16 protein-coding genes and 2 tRNA genes are annotated in these 15,280 nt (G+C 33.1%); 16 read left to right on the top strand and 2 right to left on the bottom strand.

The annotated features are described in order from the left end of the window. Positions 1 to 17 precede the first annotated feature (17 nt). A complete protein-coding gene (locus Q0820_RS08845; RefSeq protein WP_298487064.1) occupies positions 18 to 1,280 on the top strand; it encodes a tetratricopeptide repeat protein in 1,263 nt (420 codons plus the stop codon). A gap of 76 nt (positions 1,281 to 1,356) precedes the next feature. Here the strand turns inward: Q0820_RS08845 and Q0820_RS08840 are convergent, their stop codons facing one another. Beyond that, entirely contained in the window at positions 1,357 to 2,532 is a 1,176-nt protein-coding gene (locus Q0820_RS08840; protein WP_298487062.1) for an acetyl-CoA C-acyltransferase, read from the bottom strand. 124 nt (positions 2,533 to 2,656) lie between these two features. On the opposite strand from Q0820_RS08840, the gene Q0820_RS08835 reads away from it, so the two are divergent. From Q0820_RS08835 to Q0820_RS08780, 12 genes are all read left to right on the top strand, one after another. Then, the gene (locus Q0820_RS08835) at positions 2,657 to 4,708 is read left to right on the top strand and encodes an HDIG domain-containing metalloprotein (protein WP_298487060.1); all 2,052 of its coding nucleotides are present in this window, start codon (positions 2,657 to 2,659) and stop codon (positions 4,706 to 4,708) included. A 110-nt stretch (positions 4,709 to 4,818) separates the two neighbouring features. After that, positions 4,819 to 4,907, top strand: a tRNA-Ser gene (locus Q0820_RS08830). Positions 4,908 to 5,005: 98 nt separating this feature from the next. Next, positions 5,006 to 5,080, top strand: a tRNA-Pro gene (locus Q0820_RS08825). Between the two features lie 228 nt (positions 5,081 to 5,308). Continuing rightward, positions 5,309 to 6,574: a site-specific integrase gene (locus tag Q0820_RS08820; protein WP_298487058.1), complete on the top strand. Its 1,266-nt coding sequence runs from the start codon at positions 5,309 to 5,311 to the stop codon at positions 6,572 to 6,574. Between the two features lie 395 nt (positions 6,575 to 6,969). After that, complete coding sequence (ssb, locus tag Q0820_RS08815) at positions 6,970 to 7,305, top strand: single-stranded DNA-binding protein (RefSeq protein ID WP_298487056.1); 336 nt, start codon at positions 6,970 to 6,972, stop codon at positions 7,303 to 7,305. A gap of 76 nt (positions 7,306 to 7,381) precedes the next feature. Continuing rightward, complete coding sequence (locus tag Q0820_RS08810) at positions 7,382 to 7,831, top strand: JAB domain-containing protein (RefSeq protein ID WP_298487055.1); 450 nt, start codon at positions 7,382 to 7,384, stop codon at positions 7,829 to 7,831. 3 nt (positions 7,832 to 7,834) lie between these two features. Then, complete coding sequence (locus tag Q0820_RS08805) at positions 7,835 to 8,032, top strand: hypothetical protein (RefSeq protein ID WP_298487053.1); 198 nt, start codon at positions 7,835 to 7,837, stop codon at positions 8,030 to 8,032. A gap of 126 nt (positions 8,033 to 8,158) precedes the next feature. Then, positions 8,159 to 9,016: a methylated-DNA--[protein]-cysteine S-methyltransferase gene (locus tag Q0820_RS08800; RefSeq protein WP_298487051.1), complete on the top strand. Its 858-nt coding sequence runs from the start codon at positions 8,159 to 8,161 to the stop codon at positions 9,014 to 9,016. A gap of 2 nt (positions 9,017 to 9,018) precedes the next feature. Then, positions 9,019 to 9,732, top strand: a complete 714-nt coding sequence (locus Q0820_RS08795) for a 2OG-Fe(II) oxygenase (RefSeq protein WP_298487049.1) — start codon at positions 9,019 to 9,021, stop codon at positions 9,730 to 9,732. Positions 9,733 to 9,736: 4 nt separating this feature from the next. Then, a complete protein-coding gene (locus Q0820_RS08790) occupies positions 9,737 to 9,982 on the top strand; it encodes an Ada metal-binding domain-containing protein (protein ID WP_298487288.1) in 246 nt (81 codons plus the stop codon). Next, on the top strand, positions 9,969 to 10,568 hold the full coding sequence (locus Q0820_RS08785) for an alpha-ketoglutarate-dependent dioxygenase AlkB (protein ID WP_298487047.1): 600 nt from the start codon (positions 9,969 to 9,971) through the stop codon (positions 10,566 to 10,568). The genes Q0820_RS08790 and Q0820_RS08785 overlap by 14 nt, the downstream gene beginning before the upstream one ends. 76 nt (positions 10,569 to 10,644) lie before the next feature. Continuing rightward, positions 10,645 to 11,376, top strand: a complete 732-nt coding sequence (locus tag Q0820_RS08780; RefSeq protein ID WP_298487045.1) for an SDR family oxidoreductase — start codon at positions 10,645 to 10,647, stop codon at positions 11,374 to 11,376. A gap of 44 nt (positions 11,377 to 11,420) precedes the next feature. On the opposite strand, the gene Q0820_RS08775 is transcribed toward Q0820_RS08780, so the two are convergent. Then, complete coding sequence (locus Q0820_RS08775; protein ID WP_298487044.1) at positions 11,421 to 11,972, bottom strand: NADPH-dependent FMN reductase; 552 nt, start codon at positions 11,970 to 11,972, stop codon at positions 11,421 to 11,423. Positions 11,973 to 12,398: 426 nt separating this feature from the next. Here Q0820_RS08775 and Q0820_RS08770 point away from each other — a divergent pair, with 426 nt between their 5' ends. The 3 genes from Q0820_RS08770 to Q0820_RS08760 are packed head-to-tail and all read left to right on the top strand — an operon-like array spanning position 12,399 to position 15,253. Continuing rightward, the gene (locus tag Q0820_RS08770; RefSeq protein ID WP_298487043.1) at positions 12,399 to 12,782 is read left to right on the top strand and encodes a BfmA/BtgA family mobilization protein; all 384 of its coding nucleotides are present in this window, start codon (positions 12,399 to 12,401) and stop codon (positions 12,780 to 12,782) included. A 6-nt stretch (positions 12,783 to 12,788) separates the two neighbouring features. Next, positions 12,789 to 13,817 carry a MobB family relaxase gene (mobB, locus tag Q0820_RS08765; RefSeq protein WP_298487042.1) on the top strand — a complete coding sequence of 343 codons (1,029 nt, stop codon included), beginning with the start codon at positions 12,789 to 12,791 and terminating at the stop codon, positions 13,815 to 13,817. Continuing rightward, entirely contained in the window at positions 13,814 to 15,253 is a 1,440-nt protein-coding gene (locus Q0820_RS08760; protein WP_298487041.1) for a type IV secretion system DNA-binding domain-containing protein, read from the top strand. Before mobB ends, Q0820_RS08760 begins: the two co-directional genes overlap by 4 nt. The last annotated feature ends 27 nt before the right edge of the window (positions 15,254 to 15,280 follow it).

The following is a 15,280-nucleotide window of genomic DNA, read 5'->3' as shown; positions in this document are numbered from 1 at the left end:
TTTAATTAAATTAAAAAATGAAAACGAAGGTTATATTATTGGCAGCACTATCTTTTACAATGGTAGGTTTTGCCCAGAAGAATGAATTAAAAGCTGCAGATAAAGCTTTAAAAGGGGGAGACTCTGCAAGTGCAAAGGCTTCTTTAGAAGCAGCTTCTAGTTTAGTAGCTGGTGCAGATGCTAAAGTACAAGCACAATATGAGTTTTTAAGAGGAAAAACATATGCAGATTTAGCAAAAAAAGGGGATGGCTCTGCTTTTCAAGAAGCTGTTAGCTCTTTTAAGAAAGTTTTAAAAATAGAAAAAGAAAGCGGTAAGTCTAAATATTCTGCAGAAACAAAGCAGCAAATGTCTGCTATTACTGCAGATTTAGTTAATTCTGCTGTAGCAGATAATGGAGCTAAAAAGTTTAAAGAAGCTGCAGAAAAATTATATTTAAGCTACAAATTAAGTCCAAAAGATACTTCTTACCTTTATTATGCAGCAAGTAGCGCAGTAAATGGTGGTCATTATGAAGAAGCCTTAACTTATTATAACGAATTGCAAGAGGTTGGCTATGATGGTAGTGCTATTGTATATAAAGCAACAAACGTTGCTTCTGGTGAAGAAGAAGAAATGGATAAAGTACAAAGAGATTTAATGGTAAAATCTGGTACTTATAAAGATCCTAAAGATGAGAAAACGCCATCTAAAAAAGCAGAAATTGTTAAGAATACGGCATTAATATACACACAGTTAGGTCAGGACGACAAAGCGTTAAAGGCTTATGAAGCAGCAAGAGCAAATGACCCTAAAGATGTTAACTTAATTCTTAACCAAGCTAACCTATATTTTAAATTAGGAGATAAGGATAAATTTAAATCATTAATGGCAGAAGCTGTAGCTGTTGCTCCTGATAATCCAGATTTACACTATAATATTGGTGTAATTAATATGGAACAAGGGAATATAGAAGAAGCAAGAGCGTCTTATAAAAAAGCATTAGAAGTTAATCCAGGGTATACAAATGCACAATTAAACTTATCTACAACCTATGTAAATGAAGGTAATGGATTAATTGATGAAATGAATTCTTTAGGTAACTCTAGAGCAGATATAGCTCGTTATGATGAGTTAAAACAACAAAAGGATGATTTATTTAAAGAAGGTGCAGGGGTTTTAGAAGAAGCATTAAAAACTAATCCAGATAACCAAGGGATATTAACACAGTTAAAAAATATCTATGGTGCAATGGGAGATAATGAAAACTTTATGAGATTAAAGAAGTTATTAGGAGAGTAATTCTCTAATATTATTATAGAATACAAAAAGGGTCTTTCACCAAGTGAAAGACCCTTTTTTGTTTTGATATATTTTGTTAGTCTCTTTCAATAATTATGGCAGACGCACCACCACCACCATTGCATATTGCAGCGGCTCCAGTCTTAGCATTTTTTTGTTCTAAGACATTTATTAGGGTAACTAGTATTCTTGTTCCAGAACATCCTAAAGGGTGTCCTAAAGAAACAGCACCACCATTTACATTAACGTTGGAGTCGTTAAGGCCTAAAATTTTCATATTAGCAAGCCCTACTACAGAAAAAGCTTCATTAAATTCAAAATAATCCACATCAGAAATAGAAATATTAGCTTTTTCTAAAGCTTTTGGTAAAGCTTTAGCAGGAGCAGTTGTAAACCATTCTGGTTCATGAGCAGCATCCGCATAACTTTTAATAGTAGCTATAGGTTTTAAATTTAGTTCTTTCGCTTTTTCTTCGCTCATTAGAACTAAGGCAGCAGCTCCGTCATTAATTGTAGAAGCATTTGCGGCAGTTACCGTACCTTCTTTGGTAAAAGCAGGTCTTAAATTTGGTATTTTTTCTAATTTTACGTTTTTATACTCTTCATCTTCCTCTACTAGAATAGGTTCTCCTCTTCTTTGTGGTACTTCAACAGGAACAACTTCATTTTTAAAAAGATTGCTTTTCCAAGCATCTGTAGACCTTTTGTAAGATTGGATTGCAAAATTATCTTGGTCTTCTCTAGAGAATTCATATTCTGTTGCACAAGCATCTGCGCAAACACCCATTGCATTTTCATCATAAGCATCTACTAGTCCGTCTCTCTGCATGCCATCAACCATAGAAGTAGGTCCAAATTTTACTCCATTTCTTAAGTGTACGTAATGAGGTATTTGACTCATGTTTTCCATTCCGCCAGCAACAACAATAGAGGCATCTCCTAGGGCAATTGCTTGTGCAGCTTGCATAACAGCTTTCATACCAGAAGCACAAACTTTGTTAATAGCGGAACAGGGAACCGTGTTTGGTATTCCAGCATATATGGCAGCTTGCCTAGCAGGAGCTTGCCCTGTGCCAGCTTGTACTACGTTGCCCATTATTACTTCTTCTATTTTATCTGGGCTTAAATTTATTTTTTGCAAAGCCCCTTTAATGGCAGTTGCGCCTAGTTTTGGAGCAGGTATTGTGGATAATGCCCCCATGAAGCTTCCAATTGGGGTTCTAACTGCGGAAACTATTACTACTTTTTTCATTTATCTAGTTTACTTAAACGTTTTCGTAAAATTAAGAAATTTAATTACAAACTAAATGGTTAATAGTGCAATAGGCTATTTAACGTTATATTTTTCTATTTTTGGAATTCAGATACATCTATATATGCAAAAATCTTTGGACAATATTTACAAGAATCAGTCCCATATTTATAAATACGGTTTATATATAGTATCTATTTGTTTTATAGTTTTCTTTTTTCCTAAAGGAGGAAAATTTAAATATGAATACCAAAAAGGAAAGCCTTGGCAGTTTGAAAACCTTTATGCACCTTTTGATTTTTCTGTTAATAAATCAGAAGAAGAAATTTCTATAGAAAAGAATTCAATACAAAAAAATCAAATTCCTTATTACAGAGTTGACAGGAATATAGAAAAAGAAGTATTTCAAGCTTTTGTTTCTAACTTTTTTGTCTTTTTTGATAGAGAAGCATACACAAAAGAGCAACTAAAAACCTTAGATGAAGTTGGTAGGGAAATTTTAAAAAATATTTATAAAAAGGGGTTTAGTTCTGGAAAAGATATAAAAGAAAATGCAGAGTTAATTTATTTGATAAAAAATAATTCGGCACAGCAATTAGATAAGGAAGACTTACCAAGTTTATTAAGTAAAGAAAATTATATAAGTGAGGTTCTTTCTCAAAAAGGACTTATGAATTTTGAAAAAGTGTATCAAGCATTTTTTAATAAAATATTAAAACCCAATATTTCTTTTGATGAAAAATTGTCTAAAAAAGCATTAGATGATGCATTGTCAAAAATATCTTATACAAGAGGGGCAATTGAGGAAGGAGATATTATTATAGCTAAAGGAGAAGTAGTTAGGGCAGATAATATTAAAATTTTAGATTCATTAAAAGGAGAGTATGAATCTGAATTATGGTCTGATGCAAATTATTATTTCATTATTGGTGGATACATTGTTTTGGTTGCTCTTGTTTTAATGATGTTATTACTTTTTATTAGAAAGTATAGGAATGTAATTTTTGAAAATAATACCAAAGTAACTTTTATTTTTTTTAATATACTCTTATTTATATTGGTAACCACGTTAATGCTTAAATATAAAGAAGCATACGTTTTTGTAGTTCCTCTATGTATTTTGCCATTAATATTAAAAACTTTTTTTGACTCTAGGTTAGCATTAATTGTACATGTATTAACCGTTTTACTTTTAGGATTTATTGTTCCAAATAGTTTTGAGTATCTTTTTTTACAAATTATTGCAGGAGTAGTAACTGTGCTTACAATTTCGGAACTTTATAAGAGAGCAAATTTATTTATATCTATTGGGCAAATTACACTTATATACATATTAGGGTATTTGGCTTTTCACGTAATACATGAAGGTAATTTAAATAATTTAGATTGGATAACACTCAGCCTGTTTTTGTTAAATGGGATGATTACAACAGTTTTTGTACAACCATTAATATATATCTACGAAAAAGTATTTGGGTTAGTGTCTGATGTTTCTTTGTTGGAGTTGTCCGATACAAATTCTAAGCTACTAAAGGAGCTTTCTAATAAAGCGCCAGGAACTTTTCATCATTCTTTACAGGTTTCTAATTTAGCAGAAGCAGCAGCCAACGAAATTGGAGCTAATGCAATGTTAGTTAGGGTAGGGGCTTTGTATCATGATATAGGAAAAATGGCAAATCCTACATTTTTTACCGAAAATCAGGTTACAAATGCTAATCCTCATGATGAGTTAGAGCCTAAGGAAAGTGCAAAAATAATTATAGATCACGTAATAAAAGGTATTGAAATTGCTAGGAAGAATAAACTTCCAGATAGAGTTATAGATTTTATACGTACACATCATGGTTTTACCTTGGTCTATTACTTTTATAAAAAAAATATAGATATTCATGGAGAAGCAGATGAAAAAGATTTTAGGTATCCTGGACCATTACCTTTTTCTAAAGAGACTGCAATTTTAATGATGGCAGATTCAGTTGAAGCAGCATCAAAGAGTTTAAAAAACCCAACATATGTTATAATAGATGAGTTTGTAGATAAAATTATAGCCGGACAAGTTAGCGCAAACCAATTTTTAAACGCAAATATTACGTTTAAAGAGATAGAAATTATAAAAAAAGTGATGAAACAGAAGCTTAGAAACATTTATCATTTAAGGGTAGAGTATCCAGAATGAGATAGTTATGATTTTGGGTTAAAAAAAAGTAAAAAAAATGTTGCATTATAGTATATGAAAATATACATTTGCATCCGCGTTTTGATACGCACGTTCTTAAAAAAAGATTTGGAGAGGTGCCTGAGTGGCCGAAAGGAGCGGTTTGCTAAATCGTCGTACCTAGAAATAGGTACCCAGGGTTCGAATCCCTGTCTCTCCGCAAGAGTCTGCGTGAGATGGCAGATATATAATATAAACAAAGAAACTTATCACCGGTTGTTTTTTTGTTTTCTACAGAAGTAGAAATACACTCATTATCGGGGTGTAGCGTAGCCCGGTTATCGCGCCGCGTTTGGGACGCGGAGGTCGCAGGTTCGAATCCTGCCACCCCGACAAAAAGGGTTTCAAGCGAAACCATAAAAATGCTAACTAAATGATTTTCAGTGAAATTCATTTTTTCTGATTCCATTTAGTTAGCTTTAATATCACAACAAAAGTTACCTATTCGGTTACCTATTTTTGGCCGAATTTTTTCACTACTTTGGTAACTCCTTAGCGTTTGACTTTCGCTTCGATTTGACTTTCGATTTCAAATCGAGTATTAACTTAAAGCGAGAGTATATGGACTCTTCAAGAACATTTAGCATCCATTTTTGGCTTAAAACGGCCAAGAATAAAGGCGATTTTGCACCAATATATGCACGTGTAACGGTTGATGGCAAGCGGGCAGAAATTAGTTTAAAACGCCAAACAAAAGTTACCTATTGGGACACCAAATCCAAGAAAACCACCTCTAGAACACCTGAAGGGAAGGAATTGAATGCTTATTTGGACCAAGTGAAGTCCAAACTACTACTGTGTTATAAACAATTAACTTCTGATTTTGAGCTGGTTACGGCAAATTCAATAAAGGCTAGGTTCGTCGGGCAAGATGAAAAACATAAAACCTTGATGGATTTAGTGGTCTACCACAATGAAAATATGTCGGGAATACTTAAACAAGGTACCTTAAAAAACTATTATACTACTGAAAATTATTTAAGACGTTTCCTAGTCAAGAAAAAGAAGACTACAGACATTTATTTGAAACATCTTAAATATAGTTTCATTATAGACTTTGAACAATACTTACGAAAAGGACCATCGCTCCAGAATGCCAATCCTCTAAATAATAACGGTATAATGAAACACTTGGAACGACTTCGTAAACTAATGAATTTTGCAATGGACTTAGAATGGTTGGACAAAAACCCGTTCGGTCGATATAAACTCAAGTTTAATAGACATAAGAAGGAGTTTCTATCCAAAGAAGAACTGAAGGTCTTTGAGGAGGCCATAATTCATGATAAAGGTCATCAAAAAGTTCTAGATATCTTTTTGTTTTCTTGTTATACCGGATTATCATTTACTGATGTCAAAAATTTGACAGAAGATAATATATCAAGAGGAATTGATGGGGATTACTGGATATTTACTCAACGTGAAAAAAATGAACAACCTGTAAAGATTCCATTATTGGATATAGCATGGAATATTTTAAAAAAATATGCTCCATATTCAGAAAAAAATAACGGACAACTCCTACCTGTATTTTCAAATCAAAAAATCAATGTCTATTTAAAGGAGATAGCCAGTTCTTTAAAGATTAATAAGAACCTGACATTCCATTCAGCGAGACATACATTTGCCACTACGGTAATGCTTTCAAATGGTGTACCTATCGAGACAGTTTCTAAGTTGTTGGGGCATACCAAAATTTCCACTACTCAGATTTATGCAAGGGTACTAGAGGAAAAAATAAGCGTCGATATCAAGAATCTAAAGAATAAATTTCAAGAATTAAATAAAATGAATAAAGAGAATGTTAGGTCTATTTCTAATAGTTAATTTCATAAGTTAACAATTTAGGTTTATTAATTAGTCCCACTCCCTTCCATTTTAAACTTCATATAGTTTTTTAATTTACTTACCGAGCCCTCGCCATCACACTTTTTTTGTCAGCAAAACAACAACATTAAGTTTTGAACTACGGCATAAACCAGGCTCGTTCCTCGCACTTTTTTATACGTCTTATCAAATCTGAATATTGAATCACACAGGGCATCAAAAAAAGGTAACAACGAAGGCTCTATGGGAAGTAAATCAAAATATCGAACTATGAAATCATCTCAAAATATCCAAAAAGGAAGTGGAACTAAAAAAATCAAAAAAGGAAAACACTCTGGATATAATAAGTAAATCACTTTTAAAACAAACGAATATTAATCTTTAAATCTATAATTATGAGTACTATTAAAAATCATGTACAGTTAGTTGGAAATGTTGGACAAGAACCAACGATTACAAACCTTGAAAGCGGTAAAAAAGTTGCTCGCTTTTCTTTAGCTACTAATGAGAATTACAAAGACAGCAAAGGAGAAAAGCAAACAGACACCAACTGGCATACGGTAGTTGCTTGGGGTAAGGTTGCAGAAATCATCGAAAAATATGTAACAAAAGGTAAAGAGGTTGGAATTGCAGGAAAATTAAAAACTAGAACCTATGAAACCGAAAACGGCAACATGCGCTATGTTACAGAAGTTGAAGCAAGTGAAATATTGCTTTTAGGTAGTAAGTAAACCAAAAAAATAAAGAGGGCATCTCTGTCGAAAGTTCTGCCCTCTTTTTCATTATCAATCCTATAAAGAAAAAACAATGAAAGACAAAGTTAACGAAATACAGATTAGTTACAAAGAACGAGTAACATCCCCTTTTTGGAAAAAAATAAATTCATCGCAAGATGCTAGTGAATTATTATATGAGCATTGGAACAAAAACACCATAGAGGTGCAAGAATCTTTTAAAGTGGTATTACTAAATAATAGTAATAAAGTAAAGGGTATATACGAACTTTCTAAAGGTGGAATAACGGGAACTATGATTGACTTACGCATTTTATTTGCCGTTGTTTTAAAAACCCTTTCGGTTGCTATTATTTTAATCCACAATCATCCATCGGGAAAATTGCAACCTAGTGAAGCTGATAAAAAAATCACTAAAAAAATAAAGGATGCAGCTTCTCTTTTTGATGTGAATGTGTTAGACCATTTGATTATTGCACCTAATGGAGGCTACTACAGCTTTGCAGATAATTCAATGCTTTAAGCCATGGTCTACTTAAATTATAATAATCTTGATGAAGAAACACAGCAACATTTATTATCCGTTTCTAAAGAAGATGTAGAACATAAAATTGGAGAGAGTTTAAAAGAATATGCAAAAGAGAATCATATAGAATATGAGACTGTTTTATACGAAGAAGCTGTAAAAAATTTATATAGCTACAAATATGTTTTTAATATCTAACCTTTAAAAAAAAATCTAAGACCTTTGAATTATCAAAGGTCTTAGATAATAAAAATAATAAGCAAGTTTCGGGTTTTATTCCAGTACAATCACTTTTATTTTTGTTATTAGAAAATTTCATTTAATATGAACGAACAAGAATATATCAATTATAATCGAATAGCAGAAGCTATCGAATATATACAACATAACTATACGGAACAACCAACACTTGAGGAAATTGCGGATAAAGTTCATTTAAGCCCTTTTCATTTTCAAAAAATGTTTACTGATTGGGCAGGTGTTAGCCCTAAAAAATTCTTACAATTTATAAGTGTTCAACATGCAAAACAAATTCTGAATGATTCACAATCTACATTATTTGAAACGGCATACAAAACAGGACTTTCAGGTACAGGTAGATTACATGATTTATTCGTGAAAATTGAGGGGATGACACCCGGAGAATACAAAAACAGAGGTGAAAATTTGACTATAAACTATAGCTTTTCAGAAAGTTTATTTGGGAGAATTTTAGTTGCTTCCACATATAAAGGTATTTGTTATATGGGGTTCTCGGACGACAAAAAAATAGCATTTTTGGAACTGGAAAAACGATTTCCCAAAGCCAGATTTATTCAACAAACAGACGAAATTCAACAAAATGCTTTGCAAATTTACACACAAGATTGGAGTAAGATTAACAAAATAAAACTACACCTAAAAGGAACCGATTTTCAACTAAAAGTTTGGGAAGCACTTTTAAAAATCCCAACGGGAAATTTAGCAACTTATGGTAACATTGCTAACCTCATTCAGAAACCGAAAGCATCAAGAGCAGTCGGAACGGCTATTGGAAACAATCCTATTGCCTTTTTAATTCCTTGCCATAGAGTTATTCAATCCACAGGAGTATTTGGTGGTTATATGTGGGGAACTACTAGAAAAACAGCCATTATTGGTTGGGAAGCATCAAAAATCAATTCTTCAAATAGTACTATATAGCAATGGAATATTTAAAAACAAAAATTGCTACAACCGATTGGCAATCTGTATCTGAAGCAATGAATGAAAAAGGTTATGCAATTATTCCCAAAATTCTATCAGATGAACATTGCAATGAGTTAACACAAGAATACAATAACGAAAACCTGTATCGAAAAACGGTTGTAATGGAACGCTATCGTTTTGGTTTGGGCGAATATAAATACTTCAATTATCCACTTCCCAAAATCATTCAAATTCTAAGAGAAACCATATACCCTAAACTTTCACCTATCGCAAACCTATGGATGAAAGTATTGAATATCGATAAAATATTTCCCAAAACATTGGAAGAATTACAGTTGCTTTGCCACCAAAATAACCAGTTAAAACCAACACCATTGATTTTAAAATATGGAAAAGGTAGTTTTAATACTTTGCATCAAGATTTATATGGAGACGTTTATTTTCCTATGCAATGTGTTCTTTTTTTAAACGAGCCTGATAAAGATTTTACAGGTGGAGAATTTGTTTTGACACAACAAACACCAAGAGCACAATCAAAAGCCATAGTTTTAAAACCCAAAAAAGGCGATATGCTCATTTTCACCACGAATTTTCGACCAGTTAAAGGAACAAGAGGTTATTATCGAGTAAATATGAAACACGGAGTTAGTGAAGTAATTAGTGGAGAACGACATACCTTAGGTATTATATTTCATGACGCAACAAGCTAATAAAATGATAAAACATATCGATATTGATGCTGCCGAACTTCATCAAAAAATAAGGAAAAAGGAAATCGTTTATGGTGGAAATCTCAACCTAAAAATTTACGGAACTCTGCAATGCAAATCGGGCAAAAGAATGAAAGCCAAAAACCGTGTTTTTTTCAATACAGAAGAACAAGCCAAAGAATTTGGTTTTAGACCCTGTGGACATTGTTTACGTGCCGACTATAAAATTTGGAAAAATGGACTTATTTAATACTTCAGAAACTAACCTTTTACCTTTTGATGGAGAAGTAAATTATTATGGCGCTGTAATGAATACAGAAAAAGCTCAACATTACTTTGACCAATTATTACAAAATATTCAATGGGAAAATGACAAAGCAATCATTTTTGGAAAATTAATTATTACCAAACGAAAAGTAGCTTGGTATGGTGACAAACCATTTAATTACACCTATTCAAAAACCACTAAATCCGCTTTACCTTGGACTAAAGAACTTTTAGAACTTAAAGGAATTATAGAAAATAAAACAGGAGAGAAATTCAATTCTTGCTTACTTAATCTATATCATAACGGCGATGAGGGAATGGCTTGGCATAGTGATGGCGAAAAAGATTTGAAAAAAAATGGGGCAATTGGTTCATTAAGTTTTGGAGCAGAGCGTAAATTTTCATTCAAACATAAAACTACAAAGCAAACAGTTTCTGTCCATTTAGAAAAAGGTAGCTTATTGGTTATGAAAGGAAAAACACAAACAAATTGGTTACACCGTTTACCACCAACAAAAAAAGTGAAAAATGCAAGAATAAATTTAACCTTTAGAACTATTGATATTTAAGACAGCAAGTATCGGGTTTTATAGGCTTTAGCATGAGTGTAAGTTTGCATGGTAATTATTAATTTAAAGACGAAATATGCAAACATTAAAAGACAAAATTACCCTAATTACAGGAGCAAATAGAGGAATTGGAAAATCACTCGTTAAAGCATCATTGGAAAAAGGAGCAAGAAAAATTTATGCTACTTGCAGAGATTTAAACAAAATGCCAAATTTTGAAGACGAGAGAGTAGTAACATTAGAATTGGATATTACAGATAATTCTCAAATTTTAAAAATTGTAGAAAAAGCAAAAGACGTAGAAATTCTAATCAACAATGCAGGTGTACTAAGTCAAGGTAATGTATTAGAAGGTGAAGTTAGTGGCTTCGAAAATAATATGAATGTCAATTATTACGGTACAATTAATATGATGCGAGCTTTTGCTCCTATTTTAGAGAAAAATTCCCCTGCTAAGATAATTAATATTGTTTCTATCGCTGCTTATTCCCCTTTGCCTTTTATTTCGGGCTATGCAGCTTCTAAAGCAGCACTATTTTCTGCAACCAAATCTGTAAGAATTGAGCTTGCAAAAAAAGGAATAACTGTATATGCAATAAATCCTGGAGCAATTGACACCGATATGAACAAAGGAAGTGAATGGGATATGCCAGCACCAGATGGAATTGCAACTATAATTTTGGATAAAGTAGAAGCAGGAGAATTAGATGTTATTCCAGATGAAATGGGGCAAGGAATGTATAAGGCTTGGAGAGAAGAACCATCAAAATTGGCTGAAATGTTTTCTAATATGTATCACGGAGAATAACAAATTGCAACATGCCTTTATTAGAAAGGCATAAAAAAATAATCTTAGACCTTTGAATTATCAAAGGTCTTTTTTATAATATCTTTAAATGATTGTGTGAATTTTTTCAATTCATTTTTGGTTTTTGCATCTAGGGTTTTACCCTCTTCATCAATTTTTCCTTTTATGCCTTGAATTAAAAGTGTCGTCTCTTCTGTAAAATTAGTTTGAATAGTTTCCATAATTAACTTTAGTTCTTCATGTCCTTTTAGACCACTTGCAGAAGCTGTTATAAGTCCAACAGGTTTGTCAGAAAAAACGGTTGTGGAAACACACCATTCAACCATATTTTTTAAACCGCTCGGAATACTAAAAACATACTCAGGTGTACATATAATAATTCCATCTGCTTTTTCAATTTTATTCCGAAATTCAACGATTTTTTCAGGTGTATTTTTATCGGTAAGTTCCGTTTTAAAATGTGGCAATTGGGTTAAGTCATCGATTATTTCTAATTCAAAATAAGGCTGACCTAATTCTGCAATGATTTTAAGAAGAGATAAATTTGCTGAATTACTACTAGCACTCCCACAGATTCCAATTACGCTTTTTTTCATAACTACTCCTTTTTAGAGCTAAGGTAAGAATCTCATTTGTTAAACTTGAACTACTATTTTAAAATCTGACGTTCTATTTTCAAGGTCATTATCAATTCATAAGAACTGCGATTAAAACAGGGTATTTGGTACTATTCTTCGTTTCAATATTTCACTTCAAATAGATAGCTTTATAAGGCTTGTTACTCATAAAAAAAGCAACTGACTTTTTGGTCAGGTTGTTTGGAATTTTGTTCGCTTTGGGCGAACGAAATGGAAAAGCAAGAGGGTAACACGCTGCGCGATGTTTCAGCTAGCCTCTTGTTTTTAAACATCTGTATAACAGTGGTTTAAAAAATAATTTTATGTGAGATAATATTTAAAGTATTGATTTTTAGAGTAAAAAGGCGTTCAGCCCAATAAAACCAATGAATTTTTAGAGTAAAAATGGATAACGGATACGAAAAAGAACAATTTACAACCATCAGTTTTAAAAGCTCGATAGCTAAAAAGTTTCGTGCATTTAGCAAGAAAATGGGAGCCTCAAATTCTATGACCTTGCTCATGATGTTGGATTTTTTTGAAACTAATAATCTTTCCCCAAAAGAATCCATTGGACCGACTGTCCACACTCTTGAAAATCTCATTAAAAAAAGGGTCAGTGCGGTCATTGCTATTTTAAGAGATATGGAAAAAAGCCAGACTCGACCTACCGTAGCCATGATGCAATCACTCTTTGAAGAAGTCGAGCCTAAAAACAAACCGTTATTGGTTGAAAAGAAAAATACAGAAGATAGAAAAGTAAGATTTCAAGAAAAGAATCAATTATAAGTAAAAATGTATATCACCATCACACCTCAAAAACTAGGAGGCTCATATTCACAAAGTGTAGCAGATTATGTTGCCTATCTGGAGAAAGAAAATCAGGGATTAGAGCAACAGGATATGGAACACTTTTTCAATCAATACGGAGAAGAAATAAGTGCAAAAGAAGTGGTAAAAGAAATTGATGGAAACACCGCAAAATTGAAAAAGACCGAACCCAAATTTTATTCCATCACCATAAGCCCAAGCAAATACGAATTGAAGCAATTACAAAATAACAGCAAAGATTTAAAAGCCTATACCCGTGAGTTGATGAAAGACTATGTTGCATCATTTAATAGAGAAATCAACGGTAAGCAGATAACCATCAATGATATAAAATACTATGCCAAGATTGAACACCAACGAAAGTTCAAGGGAACGGATTTTCAAATTAAAGAAAACCAACCCTATGCTACCAAAATACTTCAGTTAAAGCAAGACATCCGAAGAATTGAAAATGGCAAGCTGGAAGGCGATATTTCAAAACTGAAGAAAAGAATGAATCAACTGGAGAAAGAAGCACCACACCAACAGAACGGAAAGCGGATTGTTCAAGGAATGCAAAAGGAAGGAAGCCAAAGTCATATCCACATTATCGTAAGCCGAAAAGACGCATCCAATTCCGTGAGCCTATCCCCAGGAAGTAAATACAAAGCTTCGGAAGTGGAGATGAACGGAAAAAAAGTCAAGCGTGGATTTAATAGGGATTCATTTTTTGCCAATGCGGAAAAGAGGTTTGATAAACAATTTGGGTATAAAAGAAACTATGCAGAAACCTATCAAGCTAAAAAAGATTTTATCAAAAATCCCAAGCTCTATTTTTCTGTACTGAGTGGATTGCCTACCAATGAAAAAGCAGCAGCATTTAAAATTCTAGGCAAGTCAGGTGTACCCGTGATGAACATTCCAACTAATCAGGCGCAATTGGCAATCAAAGCCATTAAACGCCTTAAAAAAGGGGTAGACATTGCCATTAAATCAAGTTCCATAGGTATATGAGTTGGTCAGTGGCTCATATCGTCCTTTATATAATTGCCCCAACACTATTTTTATGTACAGTGCTTTATGTGTTTTTAAGTTCTTCAAGTAGTAAAGCGGATAAAAAATATCAGGTTCAGTTCAAAACTAAATCGGGTAAGTTCCAAATCGATAATATAAAACGGGGCGCATCCGTAATTGGTTCTGCAGGCAGTGGGAAAACCGAAAGCGTCGTCTATAATTTTCTAAGGCATTTTAGCCAACATTCATTTTGTGGGGTGCTTCACGATTACAAACATTTTGAACTTACGGAGATTGCTTATCCTTTATTTGAAGCAGCCAAAATTCCGTTTTATATTGTCTCGTTTGATAGGATATATCATCGGGTAAATCCCATTGCTCCCCGTTACATGATTAATGAAGAAAGTGTCAACGAAGTTTCCAGGGTATTGATTGAAAATCTTTTGGAGCAAAAAGAGTCAGGTAGTACAGGAACATCTAAATTTTTTACCGATGCTGCAGAAGGCTTGATTAGTGGATTGATATGGAAATTAAAAACATCATACCCAGAGTACTGTACCTTACCTCATTTAATAGCTATCTATCAACTTCTAGATACCGATAGCCTCATTGCTTTTCTAGAAAGCAATGTAACCTCCAGAGCTATGGCAGACGCTTTTATAAGTGGTAAAGATTCTGATAGACAGACTGCAGGCGTAAAAAGCACCTTGGCAAATGCGTTTAAAAAGATAAGCACACAACGCATCTTTATGGCATTATCTGCAGATGAAGTTCCTCTGGACATCAATAGTCAGGAAAAATCAGGTGTAATTTCGGTGGTTAATAATCCTAAATATGAATCCGCTTATTCACCCATCATAGCCACTATTGTGCATACCATTACCAAACAAATGAGTGTACGAAATGCAAAGCCCTCATTTTTGATGATGGAGGAAGCTCCTACGATTCGCTTATTGAATATGCATCGTATTCCTGCCACTTTACGTAGTTACGATATTGCCACAGTTTATGTAATGCAGGACAAAATCCAAAATGATATGATTTATGGAGATAAGGCGAGTAGAGCTATTTTAAGTAACCTATCTTATCAATTTTTTGGAAAAGTAAACGACCCTGATACCGCCAAATACTATGAACGCTTTTTTGAATTAATCAAACAGCCAACGAAAAGCATTAGTAAAAGTAGCGGATTGAGTTTAGAGAGTCGAATAACTAAAGGTGAAAAAGAAGTCTCCAAACGTAGAGCTGATATTTTCTTTCGATTAAAGCAAGGAGAATTTATCACGTTTGCAGATGGTAAAGACAAAAAAGTACAGTTTACCTTGCCCAAAATTGAAAAGGAATTGCCTGAAAGAAGAAAGCAATTTTCAGAAGCTGAATTGCAATCGAATTTTGAACAAGTATATCGAGATATAAGGTCATTGTTTACCAAATAGATTCAAAGACTTTTAAAAGAGAGTCTA

Source organism: uncultured Maribacter sp., assembly GCF_947495965.1.
Taxonomy (GTDB): domain Bacteria; phylum Bacteroidota; class Bacteroidia; order Flavobacteriales; family Flavobacteriaceae; genus Maribacter_B.
This window is presented reverse-complemented; position numbering and strand designations above follow the sequence as displayed.